Raw genomic sequence first — 22,109 nt, forward strand, 5'->3', positions numbered from 1 at the left:
TAATCAGGCTGCCAAATTATTGCGAGACAAATATCCCACGTCCGCAGCTTTACGAACCCGACTTTAGGCGGATTCTATCATTACCCTTCGGCTTGAATTTGATAGTACGGAACCTAATATATAGTTCTTTTTTCTCATATTCTACATGATTCCACATTTTTCCTCTATTGTTTTTTTGTATATTCTTACTGTGTTCTTTATATTATTTTAAAGTTTTGTCACAATCCCTATTACTTAGGTAATTGAGTTTCAACTCGCTATCGACTCCCATATCATCCAAGCTCCTAAACATTTCATACCGTTTGCTTTCATAGCTCCCTGCGTTTCCCCTGGACTCAGTTGAAAAATTCAAAAAAAAAAGAACCTGGGGCTTTCACCCCAAGCTCTCTTTCTAACTCACCGTCCGCGGCCGCTCCAATCGGCTCAGTCCCGGAATGTGCAAGGTTGACCATTGCGGCAGAAAATGATCGACTTTCGCCACCGCTACGGTCATATCGTCCTGGATGACATTTTTCTGGTAGCGGATAACGGATTCCAGCAGACCGTCGGCGATATCCTGCGGATCCTCGGACCGGATTTCCTGGATCAGCCGCTTGATCCACAGTTCCTTATTGACCGCGTACCCCGGCGCGTCATAGACACCGTCCGTCATCATGATCAGCGTATCGCCCGGATACAACTGCACGGTCACCAGATCCACTTCAATATCCTGTATGATGCCAATCGGCAAATTGCTGGCCGTGATCGGGATCACTTCGTTTCCGCGTTTGATAAAGCTCGGGGAAGAACCAATTTTCAAAAAGGTGGTCCGTGCCGAGTATTCATCGATCAACGCCATATCCACCGTCGCGTACACTTCATCCGGGGAGCGCAGCATCAACACGGAATTGACGGATTTAATCGCCAGCGTCTCATCCATTCCCGACTGCAGCAGCTGCTCAAGGATGCTGAGGGCGGTGCTGCTTTCCAGCCGGGCACGCTCCCCGTTGCCCATACCGTCGCTCAGGGCGACGGCGTACGTCCCGTTCCCCAACTCCCTGGAGCTAAAGCTGTCTCCGGACAGCATATCTCCTCCTTTGGCCGCGCCAGCCACCCCGGTCGTAATTTCATAGGTCTTGGCCGAACCGAAAGTCACCGTCGCCAGACCGTCCCGTCGGTCCGACATCACCTCCCCGACCACCGCGATATGTTCGCCCAAAATATCCGACAGCAGCGGAGCGATAATTTTCCGGCACTCGTCATAACCGCGGGTATAGGCATGCACAATTTCAATCTCCACGTTGCCGTGATCCAGGTTGACGATATCGATGTTGTGGATGGACAAGCCCATTTTTTCAAGAGCCTCCCGAATTTGTTCCTCCTGCTTGTACAAGGCTTGTCCTTCCCGCTGGATTTCCCGGGCCAGGTCCTCCATCACCTGGGACACGCCGGAAAGCTGCTCCGCAACCAGCAACCGGCTGTCGTATATTTGCCGTTTCCAGTGCATATCATGTTGGTAGAGATTATACTCCCGCTTCATCAGTGCAAGCACCTGATCGGTTTTGGTGCATAGTTTATCCCACTTCGGCGGCAAGTCCTCTTTGGTGATCTCGGGATTCTCTTCAACGGCCGTCATCATTTCGGTCATATATTTATAGGTTTGATAGAACTTTCCATCCCAGCAGGCATTTCGGCGAAAACAGGTCGCGCAGGCGCTCTCCGTAACCGCATTCATAAAGTGATCGACTTCTTCACCGCGCTTGGCGATTTCCCCCGAGCTCGCGATTTGCCCGAAGCTGCGCGACAGTTGCTTGAACACCTCGGAGAACTGGGCGACCCGGCCGGCCGTAATTTCCCGCATCCGCTTGGCGTACTCATGCTGGGTGTTCGTATGATCCTGCGTCCCGGGGACATATTTGGCAATGGCGCTGATCACGCTTCTCGGGGTCAGCAGGAAGAGCAGGACTGCCCAGCAGCTTTCCCATGTGGAGGACATGACTTCAGCCGGACCCGCCAAGTAGATGGAGAGGATGGAAGAGCCCAGCAGCATGCCAAAACCCACCGCCCAGCGCCGGCCCTCCCGCATCATTCCCGCCAACATGCCGGAAAAAGCGAGCAAACTCATCTGGTACAAGGCCGAGGTATCCGCCAGGCTAAGGATCAAACCCGTCACAACGCCTACCGATGCGCCAAGCGCGGCGCCGCCGACCAGCGCAAACAGGAGGATCAGATACCTTGTCAGGATATGTTCAATTGAAAGGCCGGACACCTCCCAGCCCACCGTACCGGTCATGATTGAAGCGAGCAAAATGACCAGGCAGACGATTTCTTCGGTGCGCAGTTGGTAATTTCTTTTTCGATACGTGAACACGGGGACCGCCTGGATGAACACCAGAGTGAGCACAAAGCTGAGAACCGCATCCATGACGGTCATGACCAGGGCGTACCAGGTAAGCGAAGGCCCGATCACAGCCGTAAACAACAGCGCGAAAAAAGTACTCGTAAATACCATCAACGGAGCATAAGATAGCTCAGCCCGTTCAAACGACTCCATCCCTTTATGGATGAGGTAAAAGATAAGCAGCTCCGCCGCGATCACGGCAGCGTGAGGTCCGGATACAAACAGGGCCCCGGCAATCATGACCGCTCCCGTCACCACGGCGATGTCCCGCCGCATAAACATCATCACCGCAAAAAAGGCCGCGGCAAAAGGGGCCAGCTCGTCCAATATCGTCGCCTTGCCGAGCAGGAAGCTCATCAGCAGGAATAAACCGTTCCATTTGTTGGCCGCAAACATGCGGCTGCACGCCGCTACGAGCGGAATCTGCCTCCACCCGTCCCAAGAAACCTCTCCAGCTTGTCCTTTCGCCTTCTTCATCCCTGGAAATGGGATCACGTTCCATTTCTCCATCACCTGGCACCGCCTTTTCCAATTTTGTAAGGTATGTCCCATTATAGAAGGGGGCAAGCGGAAAGTTTGTCATATACCGGAAACGGGAGCAAAGAATTTTCCGACAAATTGAGAGCGGTTCACGAATCTGCGCGAATGCAGGCCTCCCAAGCGGATAAGCGAGTTTAGGGGATGTTGTGTTCGCATAAAAAGCAACAGGAAAAGTAACCAATATCTGTTAATTAGTCCAAGAAGTTCGTGAATTGCGTTGTAACCTGTCGGTTAAAGTGGGTAGACGACAAAAATAGAATTCTTCGAGCGGATTTCGCGAAAAAACAAAAACCGCAGGCACGGTATGCCTGCGGTGGTTCATTATTCGCTTTGAGTATTACACTACATCCGTTTGGCTCCGCGTCCTCCGCGTTTGCCCTCCGTGTTCTTCTTCAGCGAGGAAATGCGCTCCTCACTATCCTTAAGGAAACGGGAAACTTTATCTTCAAAAGAAGCCTTGCTCGGTTGCGGCTTAAAAGGGCGTCCTCCCCGATCTCGGTTAAATCCGCCGCCTGGCCGGTCTCCGTCTCTTCCACCCGGACGATCGGTGCGCGGTGCGCGAGGCGGTCTGGTTGCCTCTACCGGTTTGTCAACCGCTTGCTTAATGGAAAGTCCGATCTTGCCGTCCTTGTCGACATTGATTACCTTAACGGTAACCATATCGCCAATCTTCAGATGATCATTAACGTCTTTAACATAATTGTCGGCGATCTCCGAGATGTGAACGAGACCCGTGACACCTCCTGACAGATCCACAAATGCTCCGAAATGCGTGATGCCTGTCACTTTTCCTTCTAACTTGGTGCCCACTTCAATTGACATAAAATAAAATGATCCTCCCTTAAAAATATACAGCCAGGCCTCGAAATCATGACTGCGGTGATTTGATTATACATAATGACTGAAACAAGGTCAACAGCCGTATATCCCGCATGGCATCAGTCATTTCCGGACTCTGAGCCGGAGACGCGCACCGGAATTTCCCCGGGTTTGTAAAGCCCGTACTTTTTCATAGCTATTTGACCGATGTACTCGGGATCCTTAAGGCGGCTCAATTCATATTTCAACTGGTTGAGCGTCTGTTCGTTCTCGGCTTTTACGGTTTCCCGATCCGCCAACTGCACCGATTTCTTCCCAATTTCTCCGGATTGGGAAATAAACGTGTACCCCGCCCAACCGAGAAAAAGCACCATAAATGCGGCCCAGATCCGGAGACGCCGGCTCGCCCCTGCCGTTCTGGCGGGGGTCTGATTTTTTCTATGGGATGTGTTTGCCGCTGCTTCGCGCATGGGGCACCTCCAGTCATTTATTCATCTTCATCCGGTTTGTCTGGTTTACGGAACCAGCGGTTCCAAAAGTCCGTTGCGATATTTCGCACAGCCCGTAGCCTGTCCGGCAGACGCAGCGGTTTCCATATAGGTCTTGTGGCCCAGGACAATAATTTCCAAATTGGGGACAGCGTAACCCTCCCCATAAAAAGCAGCACGATCCAAGTAAAGCCAAGAAGCAGTTTTAAGCACTTCAACAGCCATTTAAGCGGTTTCACCACTAAAATAATCATCAATTTCAGGATTATCTCGTATACCCTTTGGACTACCTTCATTAAATTTACCACAAAACGTTCCGTTATAACACTGAGAAACAAAAAATGAATCCAAACGCCTATAAATAATCCAAGGAATACATAAAACCGGAGCTCTCCCTGGTTGACATGATACAGCGTACGGAACACAAACAAAGAAGCGGCAAGCCAATAAAAGAGGTCGAGCATATGCACGCTCCACCGGGGAAAGCGGAGCTGTCCCGATACGACCCGGTAGCTGTCGTAAGCGATGCCCAGAATGCCCCCGCAAACCAGCATCCACAAAAGCGTTGCCCACTGTGTCTGCAGATTCATCGGAACAGCTTGCTGAGCAGGCCTTTGCCGGACGAGGAGGACCCGGGATCCAGATAGGATAGCGAGTTGACAAGCCCTTCAATGCTGACCAGCCCCTGCTCCAGGTTCAAATTCTTGATATGTAAATTCTGACCGCGAATCGTCAAATGCCCCAGTTCCGTTTGAAGCAGAAATTCCTCACTGTCAAAGCTCTCCACATTCAGGACGCCCGAAATCTCCAACAGCTTTCTGTGGAGCAAGTGGAGCTCCTGTCGCTTTCCTTTTCCTTGGTCGATCATGGCATGTACCCCTCCTTCTTAACACTAGCTTATGGGAGGGGGGTCTTGTTTAGAACCGATGTAGGGGAATAGCGTTCCTAAACACAAAACGCGCCCCGTTACAAACGAACGGAGCGCGTTACTTATCTCTCGCCTAGTTCCAGTCCAAGCCGGAATCCTTGGCGATCGGTTCTTCCTTAATTAAGGTATACAAGGTGGCAGCCTCTTCCTTGCGAGTGGTCTCCGCCAGGCGTTCGACGCGGACCGTCACCAGCTTTTGGCCGAATTGTACGGTAATCTCGTCGCCTACCTTCACGGTGCTGCTCGGCTTGGATTCACGCCCGTTGATTAAGACTCTCCCTTGTTCGGAGACATCTTTCGCCACCGTGCGCCGCTTGATCAACCGGGACACCTTCAGGAATCTATCAAGACGCATTATTTTACAGCTTCTTTAAGTTTGTTGCCCGCTTTGAAAGCTGGAACATTGGATGCCGGGATTTCGATCGTTTTACCGGTTTGCGGGTTGCGGCCGGTACGACCGGAACGTTTGCGGGTTTCGAACGTGCCGAAGCCGATCAATTGTACTTTGTCTCCGCCAGCAAGCGCCTCGGTGATTTCGCCAAGGAAGCCGTTCAATACAGTTTCAACGTCTTTTTTAGTCAAACCGCTCTTGCTGGAAATGTTGTTGATCAGATCTGTTTTGTTCATTTAATAATGCCTCCCAATAATAGAAAAAATAGATGGATACTACCGGCCTAATCCCTCATGGCATAAGGCCGCGTGGATATCTTTGTATGAGTATTCTGCCTTGAAACCCAAAATCCTGCCCGGTGTATAACTTTTTTTTGCTTTTTCGCAAAAAAAACACGTTTTTTAGGGAGATTTTGGCGATTCCCCGGCCTTTTCGGCCGCTTTGGCCTCGTCCCAGAGCGCGTCCATCTCCGCCAGACTGCTTTCGCCGGGGGTCTTCCCGGCTTCGCGCAACCGTTCTTCCACATAGCTGAAACGTCTGACAAATTTTGCGATGGTCCGCGACAACGCCTCTTCCGGGTCGGCCCCGATATAGCGTGCGGCGTTCACCACAGAGAACAACACATCGCCGAGTTCCAGCGTCTGCTCCTCCGCCGACTGCCCTTCCGCCACGCTCGCCCGCAGCTCGGCCAGTTCCTCCTCGATCTTGGCCCATACCCCGTCGATGGATTCCCAATCAAAGCCGACTTTGGCCGCTTTTTTCTGCAGCTTGTAGGCTTTCATCAAGGCCGGCAGATCCCGCGGTACCCCGCTGAGCGCGGACAGGCTCTCGGGCTGCATCCCCTTTCGCCGCTTCTCCTCCGCCTTCATCGCTTCCCAATTCTGAAGCGCCGCCTCGGCATCCTGGGCGTTTAAATCGCCGAATACGTGAGGATGACGGAACAATAGCTTTTCGTTAAGCTCTTGGATGACGTCATAAGCCGTGAACATCCCCGTCTCTTCTTCCATTTGCGAATGAAGCATGATTTGCAGCAGCAAATCCCCCAGTTCCTCGCGCATATGGTCCGGATCATCCTCGTCTATCGTCTCCAGCACCTCGTAAGTTTCTTCGATCAAGTTTTTGCGGATCGATTGATGCGTTTGCTCCCGGTCCCACGGGCACCCCTCCGGACTGCGGAGAATCGCCACGATTTCGTGCAGCCGCTCAAAGCTGCGGATCCGCAGACGATCGTCGCCGCTTGCCGGAACGTAGACCAGCGACAGGTTTCCGTAACCCTCGATCCGATCCAATTCGTACAGCGGAATCCGCAGTACCCGCTCCGCATTCGCTACCCCGAGCGCATGTCCGACAACGACCGGATAATCATCGGGGTATACTTCCATCAAGCCAAGCTTGACTTCCGAGGCGGTAAACACGTCATAAACCTGGCCGATGAGGGTATGACGCCGCGGATCGATCCGGATTTGCGACAAGTCGGAAGCATCCAGCAGCTGGAATCCCTCAATCGGGTCGAAGCCAAGCCGGATGAAAGCCTCGTCCATAAAGCTTTCGCCGCCCGTGATCCGAAGTTCCACACCCTCTTCGGCACAGCGTTCGCGCAGCAGCTTCACCGTCGCTTCCGCGACCATCGGGTGACCGGGTACGGCGTACAATACCGCACGTCCACCTTCCGACAAGGCCGCCCGGAGTAGCCGGTCGGCAATTTCCCGGTATACCGAGGGGAAATCCGCCATCGCCTCATAAACCTCATCAAATGACGTAAAGCTCACCCCGGTTTCCTCCAGCCAGCTTACTACGGGGTGATCTTTCGTCCGCACATACCGCTCCCCGGCTTCCTGAAGCAGCTTCAGGCTTCCCAGCGTCAGCCGGTCCGGATCCCCCGAACCCAGCCCGACAACCGTAATTTGTGCCGCCATTCGTTCGTCACACTCCTGTCTCTTTTCCCGGAGGAGATACAACCTCTCCTCCTAACTATATCACTCCAAGCCCCTGCGGCAAAAATAATCGCCGCGCACCGGCTCCGGGCGGCGCGCAGCGCTATCGCATCAGCCGCAGCTTCCGAAGCGCACGAAGAAGCTTCGGCCCGACCCGCGGCACGGCCGCGAGCTCGGCCGCGCTGATCAAGCGCGCCCGCACCACCGCGGCCGCGAACACGGCTGCGCCGAGCGCCACGCCGAGCAGGCTCTCCGCCAGGGCCGCCAGGCGGCCCGGCGGCAGCACGGCGTCCAAGCCGAGGCGCAGCAGCAGCACCACGGCCGCCATCGCCAGGGCGGCCGCCCCGGGCCGCAGCGCCGCGTCCCGCAGGCGCGGGCGCAGGCCCGTGCGCCGCAGCAGCAGCGCCAGGTTGAGCGCTGCTGCTGCGCCATAGGCGGCGATGCCGGCGATCGCCGCGCCGCTGATGCCGAGCTGGGGCACGAGCAGCGCGTTCAGCGCCGCTTTCAGCCCCGCCGCGGCCAGCAAGTGCACCGCCGGGGCTCGCACAGCGCCGAGCCCCTGCAACAGGGCGGCTGTGATTGTCACCAGCGCGCCCGGCGCGGCGGTCCAGGCCACCCAGGCCAACGTTCCCGTCCCCGTGCTGTCTTCGTACAGCATCACGTTAACCGGCTCGGCCAGAAGCGCTAATCCCGCCGAGGACGCCAGCCCGATCAGCCAAAACCAGCGCAGGGCCAGCCGCGTCTGCCGCGCGATCCCTTCCCGGTCATCCCGCAGGTTCATTTCCGCAAGAAAGGGAATAAACAGCACGGAGAGGGAAGAGGCCAGCATGGTCACCAGTTGGACCAGCGGGATGCCCCGGTTATAAATGCCGACGTCCACCATCGCTTGCAGTTCATCGCCATGGCCCGCCAAAAGCCGGGGCAGCGTAAACGTGTCCACCAGGCTAAGCAGCGGAATCGCCAATGAAGCCAGGCAGATCGGAATCGCGTAGCGCAGCATTTCCCGCAATAGGCGGAATCCATGCGACTGCACCCCAATGGTCGGTTTACCGAAGTCCCCGCCTTTATTCGCGCCTTCCTCTTTTCCGGCAGCAGATCCGGCCCATTTTCGGTGCCCCCGCCAATATCCCAGCATCACCGCTAGTCCCGCCGCGCCGCCGACAGCCGATCCGGCAAGAGCCCCGCCGGCAATCACCGCCTCCGAGCCGCCGGCCCCGGTAAAATAAAACAGCAGGCCGATCATCACGGCCACCCGGACAGCCTGTTCGGTCACCTGGGACACCGCCGTCGGCATCATATCCTGAAGCCCTTGAAAATATCCCCTGAGCGATGCGCTAAGCGGGACAAAGAGCAGCGCCGGAGCGGCACCGCGGAGCGCCGGGACCAGATGGCTGTTTCCAATCCAGCCGGCCAGCAGAGGCGCGCCCAAATACATCAGAACAAAGCCCATAACTCCCAACATCGCCATGACCAGCGTGGCCATGCGAAGCACTTCCCGCTTACCGCTCTCTAAGCCCAAGGCATGGCGTTCGGCTACATATTTGGACACCGCGGTCGGGAAACCTGCCGTTGCCAACGTGATTAGAATTGTATAAAACGGGTAAACGGTGTTGTAGATACCAAAAACGCCGTCTCCCCCGATGTTTTGCAGCGGTATTTTCTGCAGCGTCCCCAGGAGTTTGCTAAGGATGGCCGCCACACTCAGCACGGCCGCTCCTTTGAGCAACCGTGAGGATGAAGTTTCACGTTCGTTCATAACCTACCCACTTTGCGGTTTCGTCATAGATTCCATTATATGACGAAACCTGCATGAAAAAAACACTCCCCGCATCCGGACGGCGTACCGTCCAACTGCGACAGGAGTGTGCTTGATTGCCAAAATCCCTTGTTACTGCTCCATTTGCTTGCCCAAAAATCCGGCGGCCGTCTCGGCCATTTTCGACTCAAGCGCCGACATTTTTACCGATTCATCCTTATTCATCAAGATGACGGCACCGATCGGGTCTCCTCCGGAAATAATCGGAGCAATCACAAAAGAGGACAGGGTCTCCGAGTGATCCCGGACGATTTCGTAGCTTCCGGTATTCGTCTCCAGTTGAATTTTCCGGTTTTCCATACTGCTCTCCAGCATCGAACTGATCGGCTTGTCCAGGTATTCCTTCTTCGATGCCCCCGCTAAGGCAATGATGGAGTCCCGGTCGGAAATCAGGGTAATATGGTTGGTGCTTTCGTACAGCGATTCCGCATATTCCTTGGCAAAATCCCCCAGTTCCCCGATCGGCGAGTACTTTTTGAGGATCACCTCACCGTCGCGGTCCACAAAGATCTCCAAGGGGTCACCTTCCCGAATCCGCAAGGTACGGCGGATTTCCTTAGGGATAACCACACGGCCCAAATCATCGATACGGCGTACAATTCCAGTAGCTTTCATGTCACATGTTGCCCCGCTTTCTAAAGAAGTTTGAACTACTGATTGGTGAATATTCATTTACCCTTCGGTATGTTATTACATCATTGCCGGTAAAAAAGTTGCGGTAGGTTCATTCTGATCTTACACCGCCGTCGGCTGATTTGGTTAGCAAATGGAGGGATTCGGTTCTTGTGATGACCATAGTATTCATCCCTTCCCAGCAGCTTATGCATGCTAAATTACTCATTCAATCTGTATAATTACCACAAAACAAGAACAGCAAAACAGCGCGGATTTCTCCGCGCTGCCTGAATTCGGCCCGTAGCCGGTCTCGTTATTTGCCTCCGGTTTCGGCATTACCGCCTGTCCCGGTTCCGGTGCTGTTTCCGCCCGCGCCGTTACCGCTTTGACCGGCATTCCCTCCGGTTGCCGGGTTAGTCGTTCCGGAGTCCTCTTTTTTCTCCGTCTTAGGCAGGTTGATCTTCTTAATGATCTTCTTCTCCAGATCTCCCGCCATGAACTCGTCCAACTTTTGGGAGGCTGCCGCCAATTTGATAAGGTCTTTCTCATTTGCGGTAAGATCCTCAAATTTCTTCTCGGTCCGTTTTTCGACTCGCATGATATGGTACCCGAAGGAGGTCTCGACCGGTTCGCTGATCGTGTTCAGCGGAAGGGTCATGGCTTTCTCCTTGAATTCGGGCACCCAACCGCTAAGCGGATAATCCGCATACAGGCCGCCGTTGTCTTTGGAGCCAGGGTCGGTCGAGTATTTCTTGGCCAACTCGGCGAAATCCTCCCCTTTTTCCAGCCTGCTCTTGATTTCATTGGCCAGCTTCAGGGCGTCTTCCTTCTTGACTTCCTTGCCCTCGGCATCCTTAAACCCGATCAGGATATGGCGGACGGAAGCGGTAATGTAATCCTCTTTCGTGGCTTCGAATTCTTTCTTCACGTCAGCATCGGTTACTTTGACGGATTGCGTCTCCAGAACCGTGTAATACCGAATCATATAATTTTTGATATCGTCTTCGGTAACTTTCTGACTGCTCAGCATTTCTTTGAATTTGGCGTCGCCGTAGTAGCTCTTCATGTTGTTAAAAGCCTCGGTCCCTTTTGTCTTTCCGGTTTCCTTGAACTTGCTGTCCGCTTTGGCGGCCAGGTATTTATAAGCGATTTGCTGTTTCAGCAAATATTCCTTGTATTCGTCCATCTGCATGAACTGCTGCGTCATCGGGTCCGAAACGGCCAGCAAAATCCGCTGCTCCAAATCGAATTCCTTGGCAGTGATCTTCCCGCCCTCGTACGTAGCTACAACATTGCTCCCGCAGCCGGCCACAATAGCCAATGCCATAACCAGCGTGAGTGCCAGCAACGGCGTCTTCCAAGAACGGCCTTTATTTCGAAACATCTTGTAGTTCCCCTTTCGCTTTGAACGAATCCTTCAGAGCTTCCAAAAATTGCTCCAGCAAGCCCATCATTTCTTTATCGTCCATTCCCTTGATTTTAATGCGAATCAGGATTTCCGATCCTTGGTTAAATTGTACACGTCTTCCGAATAGATTTCCAACTTCAGCGATTTTGGCCGGAATCATCTCCCTTTCGCGGCCTTCATAAAACTTCAGGACGATCTCTTCATTCCGCAAGTTGATGGACTCTATGCCGTATTTTTTGCCGTACAGCTTGACCCGGGCAACAGCCAGCAGGTTCCGGACGGCTTCAGGAAGCTCGCCGAAGCGGTCGAGCATCTCATCCTCCAACTCGGCCACCTCCTCAAAGGTGGAAGCGGAAGCGGTTTTCTTGTATATTTCGATCTTCTGGATGCTGTCGTAAATATAATCCGAAGGCAGGTAAGCATCAATGCCCAGATCAATCGTCGTACTCCATTTCGATTCATCCGGTTCGGTTTCGCCAAGCATCGTCACCTTACGCTTCTGAATCTCTTCCGCGAGCATTTGCGAATACAGATCGAAGCCGACGGATGCGATAAAGCCATGCTGCTCCGCCCCAAGCAGATTTCCCGCCCCCCGGATCGACAGATCGCGCATGGCGATTTTGAAGCCGGAACCGAGCTCGGTGAATTCCTTGATGGATTGTAGTCTTTTCTCCGCAACTTCGGTAAGCGACTTGTCCTTCTGGTACGTGAAATAAGCGTAAGCGATTCGATTGGAACGGCCTACACGGCCCCGCAGCTGGTACAGCTGGGAGAGGCCCATCTTGTCGGCATCGTGGACGATCAAGGTGTTGACGTTCGGAATGTCCACGCCGGTTTCAATGATACTGGTGCTGACAAGCACGTCGTATTCCCCGTCCAGGAAGTCCAGAATCGTCTTCTCGAGCTCCTGCTCGGACATTTGCCCGTGTCCGATCCCCACGCGGGCATCCGGGACCAGCATGGAGATTTGGGCCGCCATTTCCTGAATCCCCTGTACGCGATTGTACAGGTAATAAATTTGCCCGCCGCGCGCCAATTCCCGCTCGATGGCTTCCCGTACCAGGGCCTGACTGTGTTCCACCACATAGGTTTGTACGGGAAAACGGTTCTCCGGCGGCGTCTCGATAACCGACAGGTCTCTGACGCCCAGCATGGACATGTGCAGCGTTCTCGGAATCGGCGTTGCCGTTAACGTCAGAACATCCACGTTGGTTTTGAGCTTCTTCAGCTTTTCCTTGTGCGTTACGCCGAACCGCTGCTCCTCATCCACAATCAGCAGACCCAGGTCCTTAAACACCAGATCCTGCGAGAGCAGGCGATGGGTCCCGATGACGATATCCACCGTTCCCTGGCGAACCCCTTTAATCGTTTCGTTTTGCTCTTTACGGCTGCGGAACCGGCTCAATGTCTGAATATTGATCGGATAGCCCGCAAACCGCTCCCGGAACGTTTCATAATGCTGCTGCGCCAAAATCGTCGTCGGCACCAGTACGGCCACCTGTTTACCCTCGATGGCCGACTTGAAGGCAGCCCGGATAGCGACTTCCGTTTTACCGTAGCCCACGTCGCCGCACAGCAGCCGGTCCATCGGCCGGGACTGTTCCATGTCCTTCTTGATCTCCTCGATCGCCCGCAATTGATCGCGCGTCTCATCGTAAGGGAACATGGCTTCGAATTCCTGCTGTTCCGGCGAGTCCTTCTCGAACGCGTAACCGGGTGAAGCCTGACGTTCCGCATACAGCTTGATCAGATCATCGGCGATATCCTGGACGGAGGAACGCACTTTATTTTTGACCCGGGTCCATTCGTTGCCCCCGAGCTTGTAGATCTTCGGCTCTTTATCCTCCGAACCGACGTATTTCTGAATCATATCGATCTGTTCGATCGGCACGGAGAGCTTGTCGCCGCCCGCGTAGAGAATATGCATGTAATCCTTGTGGATCCCGCCGACCTCCAGGGTTCCGATCCCCAGATACTTCCCGATCCCGTGGTTCTGGTGAACGACATAATCGCCCACTTTCAACTCGGTATAGCTTTTGATCCGCTCCGCATTGTCCATATTCTTGCTGACTTTACGGGCTTTCCGCTGCTTCTGGGAAAACATTTCGCCCTCGGTGATGACCACGAGATGAACGGAAGGAAGCTCAAAACCCGACTGGAGGTTCCCCTGCAGCAGCGCCGGCTCTTCGATACCGTAGTCCTGGAGTACCCGCCGCATCCGTTCTATACGCTCTTCTCCGCTGGCCAGCATCATGACGTTGGCCCCGCTCTTCTTCCAGCGCTCCATTTCCGCCTTCAGCACATTCATTTGGCCATGGAAATCCTGCATCCCCCGGCTCACAAAATTGATGATGTTCTGCGGCTGCGTATGGGGGACCTGACGTAAGAACAGCGAGAAGAACAAAGTTTGAAACGGCCGTTGATAGAGCACCTCACCACCCTCCCGGGCAAGAGGAAGCTCAGGCAGGCTTTTGCCGTTCTGGAACAAATGCAAATTCCACTCGGCCTCATCCCGCTCCAACTGGCGCGACGTTTCCAACAGCCGGGCCGGTTCGTCCAGGATCAGCAAAGTATTCTCCGGCATGTAATCGTACAAAGTGTGATTCTCGGGATATATCAAAGAAATATATTTATAGATTTCCGGAAAATAGACATGCTCCCGCATCCATTCGATTTCGCGGGAGATCTCTTCGTCCAGCTTGTTTTTAGCCTGACGGTCGGTCATTTTTTCGAGCTGCCGGTCAAGCCTCTCTTTGGCCGCCTCAGCCGCCCGCTCCAGACGCTCGCGGGTAGCGATGAGTTCTTTACAAGGGGTTACGTCGACTTGCTTAATTTGTTCAATGGAGCGCTGATCGGCCGGATCGAAAGTACGGATCGAATCGATTTCGTCATCAAATAATTCTACCCGATAAGCCAGGTTCGAAGTCAGCGGATAGAAGTCGATGATCCCCCCGCGGATACTCATTTCCCCGCGTGATTCCACGCGCTCCACCCGCTCGTAACCCAGCTCGACCATCCGCGCGAGAAAATCATCCAGCACCAGCGTCCCGCCCAGTTCGATCCCTAGCCGGGCCTTCGTCATCGTCTCCGGCGTGGGTATAAACCGGCGGACGCCGGAATAAGGCACGACGACAATGCCCCGGAAAGACCCGGCGCACTGCAGCAGTACCTCGATACGTTGAGCCAGGGTCTCGGGGCTCGAGACGGCCGCTTCCGCGGCAACCAGCTCATTGGCCGGATAGAGCATCACCTGCTCCGGTGACAGCGCTTCCTGCAAATCTTCGAATATTTTCTGGGCGGAGAACATGTTATGCGTGACGACCAGCAAAGGCCGATTCGTTTCCTGATGCAGTGCCGCCAACGCGACCTGCCGCGAGGACCCCGATAAACCGGAAATCAACTGCTCCTTCATTCCGGCACTTACCCCTGCCACCATGGAGGTGAAGTCCGAGTCCCGGGAGAATGCTTGAATAAGTGCTTGTAACAATGGAGGCACCTCTCTCATTTCGAATTGCAATATTTTGTAGGATCGTTTTATATCTATTATCGACAAACCCAAACGGTTAAAGTTAAAGCTCCTGCCGATTCTCTATAAGCAGCCTTCACCGGTGTGAAATCTATGATGTCAAAACCGGCCATCATGTCTTGTCCCCTGGACTCGCGGGGCCGGACTCAACCAAAAAGGAGCCTCAGCAATGCCAAGGCTCTGTATCCCATTCATCAGGTAGCCGCAAATACCCTCCGCAATCATTGCAAGAGGTTCGAGAGCAGGGTAAGCTCCGGATTGTCCTTGAGAGCTTCGCTGCAGTAATCGCAAGTTACCCGGACCGTTGTTTCGCCGTTCGAATCATACGCTATTATATCCCGCCGCTCTTCGGGGGTCAAGGAATGGAAGCCTAGCTGGGCTTCCGTAATCCCGGGAGAATCGATTCTACCAATAAACGTGCGGCAATGCCTGCAAACATAGTTTATTGCCATGTATATGCCTCCTGAAGGTTCGTTATAACCCTCAGTATGCCCAAACGGCCGCCCTTTTAGCCTCGAAGTTCTTCTCGGGAACAAGAGCTCACCCGTTGAATTTGGCCATCGTCTGCTCATACGTGTGATCGAGACTGTGTTCCAGCGCGTCGCATGCGGCTTCAATCGACTGTTTGAGCAACGGCGCGTCTTTTTTCGCAAAGGGGGAAAGAACATAGTCAACGATCGGATAGCCCGGTTCGGGCCGGGAAATGCCCATCCGAATCCGGTTGAAGGTCTGCGTCCCCGTATGCTGTATGATGGACTTGATCCCGTTATGTCCCCCGGCGCTCCCTTGGTACCGCAGGCGGTTCCGGCCGATCTCCGTGTCCAGGTCGTCGTATACCACGATCATGTCCTCCAGCGGGACTTTATAGTAATCCATAAAAGCGCGGACCGCTTCGCCGGACAGGTTCATGTACGTCATCGGTTTGATCAACGCTACCTTTCCCCCGGGAAGCATGCCTTCGCCGATCAAAGCCTTGCATTTGCTCTGCTTGATGGCGATGCCGTGCCGGCGGGCCAGCTCGTCCAGTGCCATAAAACCGATATTGTGTCTGGTATTCTCATATTTGGACCCCGGATTGCCGAGGCCTACGATCCATTTCATTTGTGGTCCTCCAATATTTAATTAGGTTCATCATATCACTTCATACTATCGATAGCGTCTCGCACACTAACGGGAAAATCTCCCGTTAATGTACCGCTCTTGGCCCTTGGATCGAATTTAACTGGAAAAGCTCCATCTATTTCGCGGCCTTCTGGCCGATTATCTCCCATTTTAGGCGAATTAGCGGGAGGTTTTCCAGATAAATCGCTTCTCCAGCCGCACAAGCATCAAATTAACGGGAAGAAATCCCTTTATTTCAACCAGACTATTGCCTGTAGGCCAGGACTGTGCAAAGAACCCTCCCTTTCCTCCCTTTGGATAAAAAGGACAGTACAGAAAGGGCTGCACCTCCAGAACGGAAGATGCAACCCCTTGTATGCAGTAGGACTCGACTTTCTATTCGATCTCGAACAGCTTGCTGATCGACAGTTCCTCATGGACGCGAATAATCGCTTCGCCCATTAACGGAGCTACAGACAAGACCTTCAGCTTGCTGGTCGGATTCGGATGCGTAATCGGAATAGTATCCGTAACAATAACTTCCTTCAGCGGAGAGTTTTCAAGACGCTCCATCGCCGGGCCCGACAGCACAGGGTGCGTACAGCAGGCGTAAACTTCCTCAACCCCGCCCTCCTTAAGCGCATTCGCGCCCAGGACGATGGTTCCGGCCGTATCGATGATATCGTCCACGAGGATCGCCGTTTTGCCTTCGATATTCCCGATGATGTTCATGACTTCGCTGACGTTGGGTTCAGGGCGGCGTTTGTCGATAATCGCAAGCGGAGCGTTGAGGAAATCCGCAAGTTTACGGGCGCGAACGACACCGCCGTGGTCCGGAGACACAACGACCGGATTCTGGATATGCTTCGAGCGGAAATATTGAGCCAGAATCGGCACGCCCAGCATATGATCCACCGGAATATCGAAGAAGCCCTGGATCTGCATAGCGTGCAGGTCCATGGTAATCACGCGATGCGCGCCGGCTTTCTCGATCAGATTCGCAACCAGCTTGGCCGTAATCGGATCGCGGGAGCGGGCCTTCCGGTCCTGACGGGCATACCCGTAGTAAGGAATGACCACGTTGATGCTCTTGGCCGAGGCCCGTTTCAGAGCATCCACCATCACCAGCAGCTCCATCAGATTATCGTTGACCGGAGCGCAGGTGGACTGTACCACATAAACATGGCAGCCGCGGACGCTTTCGGACAGCTTGACTTGAATTTCGCCATCACTGAAGCTCGTCGTCTCCGAGTCTCCCATCGGAATTCCAATGTAATCGGCAATTTGATGAGCCAGCTTGGGATTGGAGTTACAGGTGAAGATCTTCAGTTTAGAATCACAATAAGTCATAAATTTTATTACCCTCCGTGCTGTGTAGATAGATCAACTATCCGTCATTGAAATGGCACTGCATCCTGATTCCGCAAGTAAGATTCAAATATAAATCGTATTCCTACCGAGAAAAAATCTTAATCAACTAATGATCCCTGTTCCTTCAACTTTTTGGCCTTGGCCCGTGCACGGAGCTTCTCGGCATAGCCCGGTTTATTCTCCTGACGGTTGCGGGCAATCGCCACGTCATTGTCCGATACCGAATGCGTTATCGTAGAACCCGCAACGACATAAGCCCCTTTACCGACCTTCACCGGAGCGATCAAATTGACATTGCTGCCGATGAACGCTTCATCCTCAATCTCGGTAATGGATTTATTATACCCATCATAGTTGACGGTAATCGCGCCGCATCCGATATTTACATTCTTCCCAACCTTGGCATCGCCAATATAACTCAAGTGCGAAACCTTGGAGCCGTCATCCAACGTAGCGTTTTTGATTTCCACAAAATCGCCCACCTTCACGTGCTCGCCCAATTTGGCCCCAGGACGCAAATAAGCGAACGGTCCGACCGTCGTTTCTTTGCCGACTTCAGCCTGACAAAGAACGGACTGTTTAACCTTCGCGCCATCCTGAATACGGCTCTCTTCAATTTCCGCCGCCGGTCCGATGATGCAGTTCTCCCCGATCACGGTGGCTCCGGAGATATGGCAGCCCGGATAAATTACCGTGTCCGCCCCGATGACCACGTCGGCCCCGATATAGGTCGAGCTTGGGTCGATCATCGTAACCCCGTTCAGCATATGCTTACGGTTGATCCGCTCCCGCATGTAGCCTTCCGCCTCGGACAACGCCAAACGGTCGTTGACTCCGATCGATTCCGCAAAGTCTTCGGTCATATAGCCTTCGACGACTTCGCCCTCTCCGACCAAAATGCCGATGACATCTGTCAAATAATATTCTTGTTGTGCATTGCTGTTCGTTACTTTCTCCAGCGCAGCAAATAATTTCGCGTTATCAAAACAATAAGTGCCGGTGTTGATTTCCTTGACGGCATCCTCTTCCGGCGAGCAGTCTTTCTGCTCCACAATCCGGGCGACGGAACCTTTGACGCTGTCGCGAATGATTCTGCCATAGCCTTGAGGACGGTCCATGCTAGCCGTCAACACGGTAGCGGCCGCTCCCTGGCGCTCATGGAGCTCCAGCATCGCTTGCAAAGTTTCCTCCGTCACAAGCGGGGTGTCCCCACAAATGACGATCGTCGTGCCCTCTTCCTGACCCAATAACGTTCCGGCTTGCTTTACGGCGTGGCCAGTTCCCAGCTGCTGCGCTTGCAGCACATACTCGGCTTTCGTTCCCAGATAAGACTTGACCGCTTCGGCACCGTGGCCTACCACCACGATACTGCGCTCACATTGGACTTTCTTAACCGTGTCCAGGACATGCCCGACCATCGGTTTGCCGCATACAGGGTGGAGTACCTTATATAGCTTGGACTTCATGCGTTTCCCCTGTCCTGCAGCAAGAACAATCGCAAATCTTTTCAAGGCCCCGGCCTCCTTCTCTTAAACTCATTACTGAATATATCTCATTTGGGACAAAAAGAAAAGAGAGCCATGTTACATGGCTCCCTTTTCTCGAACCCCAATTGGTTGAGACAAAACTGAGACTTAAGCCCCTTCTTCAATCACTTCTTCTTGCTCGGCAGCACGTTCGTACTCAGCCAGGACTGCGGCTTGGATCTTCTCGCGTGTACCCGAAGAGATCGGATGCGCAATGTCCCGGAATTCCCCGTCAGGAGTACGCTTGCTTGGCATAGCTACAAACATTCCATTGTTTCCGTCGATGACGCGAATGTCATGAACCACAAACTCGTTATCGATGGTAATGGATGCGATAGCTTTCATCCTGCCTTCAGAGCTGACTCGGCGGAGTCTTACATCCGTAATTTGCATATGTGTTCACCACCTTTTTCCATCAGAGACTTGGTGTAATATTCCACATAGCTTACGGAAATCCTTTTTTTTCACCGAATAAAATGCCCTAAAATCAGGAATTTTTTTGAACATTAGGAGATTTCGACACGATTCGTCGTAAACTCCGGATGTTTTACAGAATATCGACAAAATGCATCTATCGTTGCTTGCCGGTAAAATAGTTCCCCGGCGCCACGGAAATTTCCTTGCCTTTGGCATCGACCGCCCGTAAAGTCGCAACGGAAACATAATCTTCCAACAGCCGTTGTTCCGACTCCACTTCGCCCGATTCTACCAAAACACCGACCCCGGCTACCTCGGCATCAAACTCGGCCAACAAATCCACCATCCCCTGAATCGTTCCGCCGGCTTTCATGAAATCATCCACGATCAGAACTCTGGATTTCTCCTTAAGCGCTCTGCGGGACAAGGACATCGTATGCAGACTCTTGTGGGAACCGGATACGTAATTGATGCTTACGGCCGACCCTTCCGTCACCTGATGGTCTCTGCGAACGAGGACGACCGGCAGGTTCAGTTCGGCACCTGTCGCGTAGGCCAGAGGGATGCCCTTCGTCTCTACGGTCATCACGCAGTCGATCGCCCGTCCCGCAAAAGCCGTCGCGAACAGTTTGCCCGCCTCGTTCATAAATGCGGGCTGTCCCAGCAGATCGGACATGTACAAATATCCGCCGGGTAAAATCCGGTCCGGCTCCGACAGCTTCTCGCACAGTTGATTTATGAATTGAAGCGCCTGTTCCCGCCCCATCTTCGGAATGTATTTCACGCCGCCGGCCGCGCCTGCCAAGGTTTGAAGTTCTCCGTTCCCTTCATCCTCGAATACCTCTTTAATGATCGCCAAGTCCTCACTGATCGAGGATTTGGCGGCTCCATACCGCTGCGCGAACGTTGTGAGCGGAATCAGCTGATGCGGACGGGTTAACAGATACTGCGTCATCTCCACCAATCGAGCGCTTCTTTTTAATTTTTTCACGAAGGACCCCTCGCTAAATCCGAATATTTTATAGAAAATATATCACTTTTGTACGGTTCTATTCAAGTTAATAATCGTACGGCGTATACTTCTTTGCAGAATCCGCGCAGACCGTTATAGATTCTCGGCACCTTGGACTCCTTGGATACGAGCCCGAATACCGTCGGCCCGCTGCCGGACATCAACACCCCGTCGGCGCCCAGGCGGATCATCGTGTCTTTTAAATGGGCCACCTCCGGGTAGAGCCGGAGCGTCACCTCTTCGAGCACATTGCCCAGCTCGCCGCAGACACCGGCAAAAGACCCCCGCTCGATCGCATCCCGCATCCGGCCGGCGGATGGATGAACGCGAATTTGATCGCTTCTCAGCCGCCCGTAGATTTCCGCCGTGGACACATTGATCGGCAGCTTGGCAAGAATGACCCAGCATTGAGGAGGATTGGCCAGCGGGGTCAATTTCTCGCCGCGTCCCGTCGCCAAGGCCGTTCCCCCCGTTACGCAAAACGGGACGTCCGAGCCAAGCTCTGCCCCGAGCTCCATCAATTCCTCATCCGGAATACCCAGTTTCCACAGCCGATTCAATCCCCGAAGGGTCGCGGCCGCATCGCTGCTTCCTCCGGCCAGTCCTGCCGCTACCGGAATCTTCTTATCCAAATGTATATATACGCCGCTTCGGACGTCGTAACGCTCTTTAATCAGCTTGGCGGCCTGAAAAGCCAGATTCTTCTCATCAAGCGGAATATAACCGGCCTGACTCGAGATAATAATCGTATCCCGCGGGAGAGCGCTCATTTCCAGCCGGTCGGCCAGATCCACCATCGTCATGATCATTTCCACTTCATGATAGCCATCCGGTCTTTTATGTAGAACATCAAGCATCAGATTTATTTTTGCCGGGGCTTTCTCATAAATTTTCAAGACGCTCACCCACCTTCGATAATCCGTTAATTGTATCGCTAATGGAATCCGCTTTCAACGCGTCCCATCGGACTTACATATTATAAGAAAAACTCGGTTCTTCGTCTATGCACGGGAGACAGATGCGATATCTTCAAACTCCGGCTTTCCTCAATCTTACTTGATCCCCCGATAAAAACAACAGGCCTCCCAAGGGGAGACCTGTTATGCGCGGCCGAATTAGGGCTGCTTGGCAGCGGCCCGCTCCGCAAGCTCGATGGCTCTCTTCACCATGTTTCCGGCGTCCTTGGCCCGGATTCCGCCCCAGCCTTCCTTGCGGACGGTATCATAGAACCCGAGATCCTTCGCCAACTCGACTTTCAAATCCTCGGACATGAAGCTACGTCTTCTGCGCGACATGGGCCATTCCTCCTTAGAAAGTCATGGATCAAGAACACTCGTAGTATGCGTTCCGGGCTTCGCTTTCATTCGCCCGCGTGTCCGCGCTGGGTGCACGGTCTCTCCTTGCGGGCGAAAACAAAAACCGGCCCCGCATCCCTTCGGACGCCAAGGCCGTTTGCTGCAATCATCATGATGTTCACGGTTTAATATACGACAGCCGCATTTCATTGTTATCGTCACAAACCATGACTTCAACGGATTCGGTAAGTATATCGGCATAACTGTAAGACACACGCTTAAAAGTCTGTTGTTCTTCATCCAGCTTCACGATAAAGACCGAAGGATAGGTTTCCTCCAATACGCCGGTGCGTTCGACGGTCTTTCGGCGACCTCCGTTTGCCCGCAGCGTAATTCTCTGCCCTACGTGAGCTTCGAGACTGTGTTTGATTTCTGACAGCGCATTTTTAGCCATTGCCTGTGACCACCTTCCTTCTGTATCAATTATACATGAAAAGGAGTCACTTGTCAAATCGAAATAAATAATTATATCAGCAGTAAAA

General features: G+C 53.4%; 21 protein-coding genes. All 21 read right to left on the reverse strand.

Annotated elements, in window-relative coordinates; all coding sequences use genetic code 11:
- Positions 1 to 391: 391 nt before the first annotated feature.
- Entirely contained in the window at positions 392 to 2,890 is a 2,499-nt protein-coding gene (gene spoIIE, locus V4U88_RS22905; protein WP_442951909.1) for a stage II sporulation protein E, read from the reverse strand.
- A 372-nt stretch (positions 2,891 to 3,262) separates the two neighbouring features.
- Positions 3,263 to 3,742 carry a S1 domain-containing RNA-binding protein gene (locus V4U88_RS22910; protein WP_334075566.1) on the reverse strand — a complete coding sequence of 160 codons (480 nt, stop codon included), beginning with the start codon at positions 3,740 to 3,742 and terminating at the stop codon, positions 3,263 to 3,265.
- A gap of 116 nt (positions 3,743 to 3,858) precedes the next feature.
- The gene (locus V4U88_RS22915) at positions 3,859 to 4,209 is read right to left on the reverse strand and encodes an FtsB family cell division protein (protein ID WP_334075567.1); all 351 of its coding nucleotides are present in this window, start codon (positions 4,207 to 4,209) and stop codon (positions 3,859 to 3,861) included.
- A 17-nt stretch (positions 4,210 to 4,226) separates the two neighbouring features.
- Entirely contained in the window at positions 4,227 to 4,817 is a 591-nt protein-coding gene (gene yabQ, locus V4U88_RS22920; RefSeq protein WP_334075568.1) for a spore cortex biosynthesis protein YabQ, read from the reverse strand.
- Positions 4,814 to 5,095, reverse strand: a complete 282-nt coding sequence (gene yabP / locus V4U88_RS22925; protein ID WP_334075569.1) for a sporulation protein YabP — start codon at positions 5,093 to 5,095, stop codon at positions 4,814 to 4,816. The genes yabQ and yabP overlap by 4 nt, the downstream gene beginning before the upstream one ends.
- Positions 5,096 to 5,228: 133 nt before the next feature.
- Positions 5,229 to 5,510, reverse strand: coding sequence for an RNA-binding S4 domain-containing protein (locus V4U88_RS22930; protein ID WP_334075570.1), 282 nt, complete (start codon positions 5,508 to 5,510; stop codon positions 5,229 to 5,231).
- Positions 5,510 to 5,782 carry an HU family DNA-binding protein gene (locus V4U88_RS22935; protein WP_148454242.1) on the reverse strand — a complete coding sequence of 91 codons (273 nt, stop codon included), beginning with the start codon at positions 5,780 to 5,782 and terminating at the stop codon, positions 5,510 to 5,512. Before V4U88_RS22935 ends, V4U88_RS22930 begins: the two co-directional genes overlap by 1 nt.
- Before the next feature lie 165 nt (positions 5,783 to 5,947).
- On the reverse strand, positions 5,948 to 7,462 hold the full coding sequence (gene mazG / locus V4U88_RS22940; protein WP_334075571.1) for a nucleoside triphosphate pyrophosphohydrolase: 1,515 nt from the start codon (positions 7,460 to 7,462) through the stop codon (positions 5,948 to 5,950).
- A gap of 121 nt (positions 7,463 to 7,583) precedes the next feature.
- Positions 7,584 to 9,236, reverse strand: a complete 1,653-nt coding sequence (locus V4U88_RS22945; RefSeq protein ID WP_334075572.1) for a putative polysaccharide biosynthesis protein — start codon at positions 9,234 to 9,236, stop codon at positions 7,584 to 7,586.
- A 132-nt stretch (positions 9,237 to 9,368) separates the two neighbouring features.
- On the reverse strand, positions 9,369 to 9,911 hold the full coding sequence (gene spoVT, locus V4U88_RS22950) for a stage V sporulation protein T (protein WP_334075573.1): 543 nt from the start codon (positions 9,909 to 9,911) through the stop codon (positions 9,369 to 9,371).
- A gap of 313 nt (positions 9,912 to 10,224) precedes the next feature.
- Positions 10,225 to 11,295, reverse strand: coding sequence for a peptidylprolyl isomerase (locus V4U88_RS22955; protein ID WP_334075574.1), 1,071 nt, complete (start codon positions 11,293 to 11,295; stop codon positions 10,225 to 10,227).
- Complete coding sequence (gene mfd, locus V4U88_RS22960; protein ID WP_334075575.1) at positions 11,282 to 14,806, reverse strand: transcription-repair coupling factor; 3,525 nt, start codon at positions 14,804 to 14,806, stop codon at positions 11,282 to 11,284. The genes V4U88_RS22955 and mfd overlap by 14 nt, the downstream gene beginning before the upstream one ends.
- A gap of 260 nt (positions 14,807 to 15,066) precedes the next feature.
- Positions 15,067 to 15,297, reverse strand: a complete 231-nt coding sequence (locus tag V4U88_RS22965) for an anti-sigma-F factor Fin family protein (RefSeq protein ID WP_334075576.1) — start codon at positions 15,295 to 15,297, stop codon at positions 15,067 to 15,069.
- An 88-nt stretch (positions 15,298 to 15,385) separates the two neighbouring features.
- Positions 15,386 to 15,946 carry an aminoacyl-tRNA hydrolase gene (pth, locus tag V4U88_RS22970; RefSeq protein WP_334075577.1) on the reverse strand — a complete coding sequence of 187 codons (561 nt, stop codon included), beginning with the start codon at positions 15,944 to 15,946 and terminating at the stop codon, positions 15,386 to 15,388.
- 396 nt (positions 15,947 to 16,342) lie between these two features.
- The gene (locus V4U88_RS22975; RefSeq protein ID WP_148454226.1) at positions 16,343 to 17,296 is read right to left on the reverse strand and encodes a ribose-phosphate diphosphokinase; all 954 of its coding nucleotides are present in this window, start codon (positions 17,294 to 17,296) and stop codon (positions 16,343 to 16,345) included.
- A 119-nt stretch (positions 17,297 to 17,415) separates the two neighbouring features.
- Positions 17,416 to 18,828 (reverse strand): bifunctional UDP-N-acetylglucosamine diphosphorylase/glucosamine-1-phosphate N-acetyltransferase GlmU, encoded by a 1,413-nt coding sequence (glmU, locus tag V4U88_RS22980; RefSeq protein WP_334075578.1) that lies wholly within the window; start codon positions 18,826 to 18,828, stop codon positions 17,416 to 17,418.
- A gap of 123 nt (positions 18,829 to 18,951) precedes the next feature.
- Positions 18,952 to 19,236 (reverse strand): septation regulator SpoVG, encoded by a 285-nt coding sequence (spoVG, locus tag V4U88_RS22985; protein ID WP_055105386.1) that lies wholly within the window; start codon positions 19,234 to 19,236, stop codon positions 18,952 to 18,954.
- Between the two features lie 178 nt (positions 19,237 to 19,414).
- Positions 19,415 to 20,251, reverse strand: a complete 837-nt coding sequence (gene purR, locus V4U88_RS22990; protein WP_334075579.1) for a pur operon repressor — start codon at positions 20,249 to 20,251, stop codon at positions 19,415 to 19,417.
- 62 nt (positions 20,252 to 20,313) lie between these two features.
- Positions 20,314 to 21,168: a 4-(cytidine 5'-diphospho)-2-C-methyl-D-erythritol kinase gene (gene ispE / locus V4U88_RS22995; protein WP_334075580.1), complete on the reverse strand. Its 855-nt coding sequence runs from the start codon at positions 21,166 to 21,168 to the stop codon at positions 20,314 to 20,316.
- Positions 21,169 to 21,387: 219 nt separating this feature from the next.
- The gene (locus V4U88_RS23000) at positions 21,388 to 21,567 is read right to left on the reverse strand and encodes a protein sspF (RefSeq protein ID WP_148454217.1); all 180 of its coding nucleotides are present in this window, start codon (positions 21,565 to 21,567) and stop codon (positions 21,388 to 21,390) included.
- 178 nt (positions 21,568 to 21,745) lie between these two features.
- Entirely contained in the window at positions 21,746 to 22,021 is a 276-nt protein-coding gene (veg, locus tag V4U88_RS23005) for a biofilm formation stimulator Veg (RefSeq protein ID WP_148454215.1), read from the reverse strand.
- Between the last annotated feature and the right edge of the window lie 88 nt (positions 22,022 to 22,109).

The organism is Paenibacillus sp. A14 (genome assembly GCF_036864815.1).
Taxonomy (GTDB): domain Bacteria; phylum Bacillota; class Bacilli; order Paenibacillales; family Paenibacillaceae; genus Fontibacillus; species Fontibacillus sanfengchensis.

Coding starts and splice junctions, on each gene's coding strand:
- pth (WP_334075577.1), bottom strand. CDS start 15,946: ATGAAATGGATCGTAGGCCTCGGCAATCCGGGGTCCAAATATGAGAAT.
- spoVG (WP_055105386.1), bottom strand. CDS start 19,236: ATGCAAATTACGGATGTAAGACTCCGCCGAGTCAGCTCTGAAGGCAGG.
- V4U88_RS23000 (WP_148454217.1), bottom strand. CDS start 21,567: ATGTCGCGCAGAAGACGTAGCTTCATGTCCGAGGATTTGAAAGTCGAG.
- spoIIE (WP_442951909.1), bottom strand. CDS start 2,890: ATGGAGAAATGGAACGTGATCCCATTTCCAGGGATGAAGAAGGCGAAA.
- yabQ (WP_334075568.1), bottom strand. CDS start 4,817: ATGAATCTGCAGACACAGTGGGCAACGCTTTTGTGGATGCTGGTTTGC.
- V4U88_RS22935 (WP_148454242.1), bottom strand. CDS start 5,782: ATGAACAAAACAGATCTGATCAACAACATTTCCAGCAAGAGCGGTTTG.
- veg (WP_148454215.1), bottom strand. CDS start 22,021: ATGGCTAAAAATGCGCTGTCAGAAATCAAACACAGTCTCGAAGCTCAC.
- V4U88_RS22955 (WP_334075574.1), bottom strand. CDS start 11,295: ATGTTTCGAAATAAAGGCCGTTCTTGGAAGACGCCGTTGCTGGCACTC.
- yabP (WP_334075569.1), bottom strand. CDS start 5,095: ATGATCGACCAAGGAAAAGGAAAGCGACAGGAGCTCCACTTGCTCCAC.
- spoVT (WP_334075573.1), bottom strand. CDS start 9,911: ATGAAAGCTACTGGAATTGTACGCCGTATCGATGATTTGGGCCGTGTG.
- V4U88_RS22930 (WP_334075570.1), bottom strand. CDS start 5,510: ATGCGTCTTGATAGATTCCTGAAGGTGTCCCGGTTGATCAAGCGGCGC.
- V4U88_RS22965 (WP_334075576.1), bottom strand. CDS start 15,297: ATGGCAATAAACTATGTTTGCAGGCATTGCCGCACGTTTATTGGTAGA.
- mazG (WP_334075571.1), bottom strand. CDS start 7,462: ATGGCGGCACAAATTACGGTTGTCGGGCTGGGTTCGGGGGATCCGGAC.
- V4U88_RS22945 (WP_334075572.1), bottom strand. CDS start 9,236: ATGAACGAACGTGAAACTTCATCCTCACGGTTGCTCAAAGGAGCGGCC.
- V4U88_RS22915 (WP_334075567.1), bottom strand. CDS start 4,209: ATGCGCGAAGCAGCGGCAAACACATCCCATAGAAAAAATCAGACCCCC.
- V4U88_RS22910 (WP_334075566.1), bottom strand. CDS start 3,742: ATGTCAATTGAAGTGGGCACCAAGTTAGAAGGAAAAGTGACAGGCATC.
- V4U88_RS22975 (WP_148454226.1), bottom strand. CDS start 17,296: ATGACTTATTGTGATTCTAAACTGAAGATCTTCACCTGTAACTCCAAT.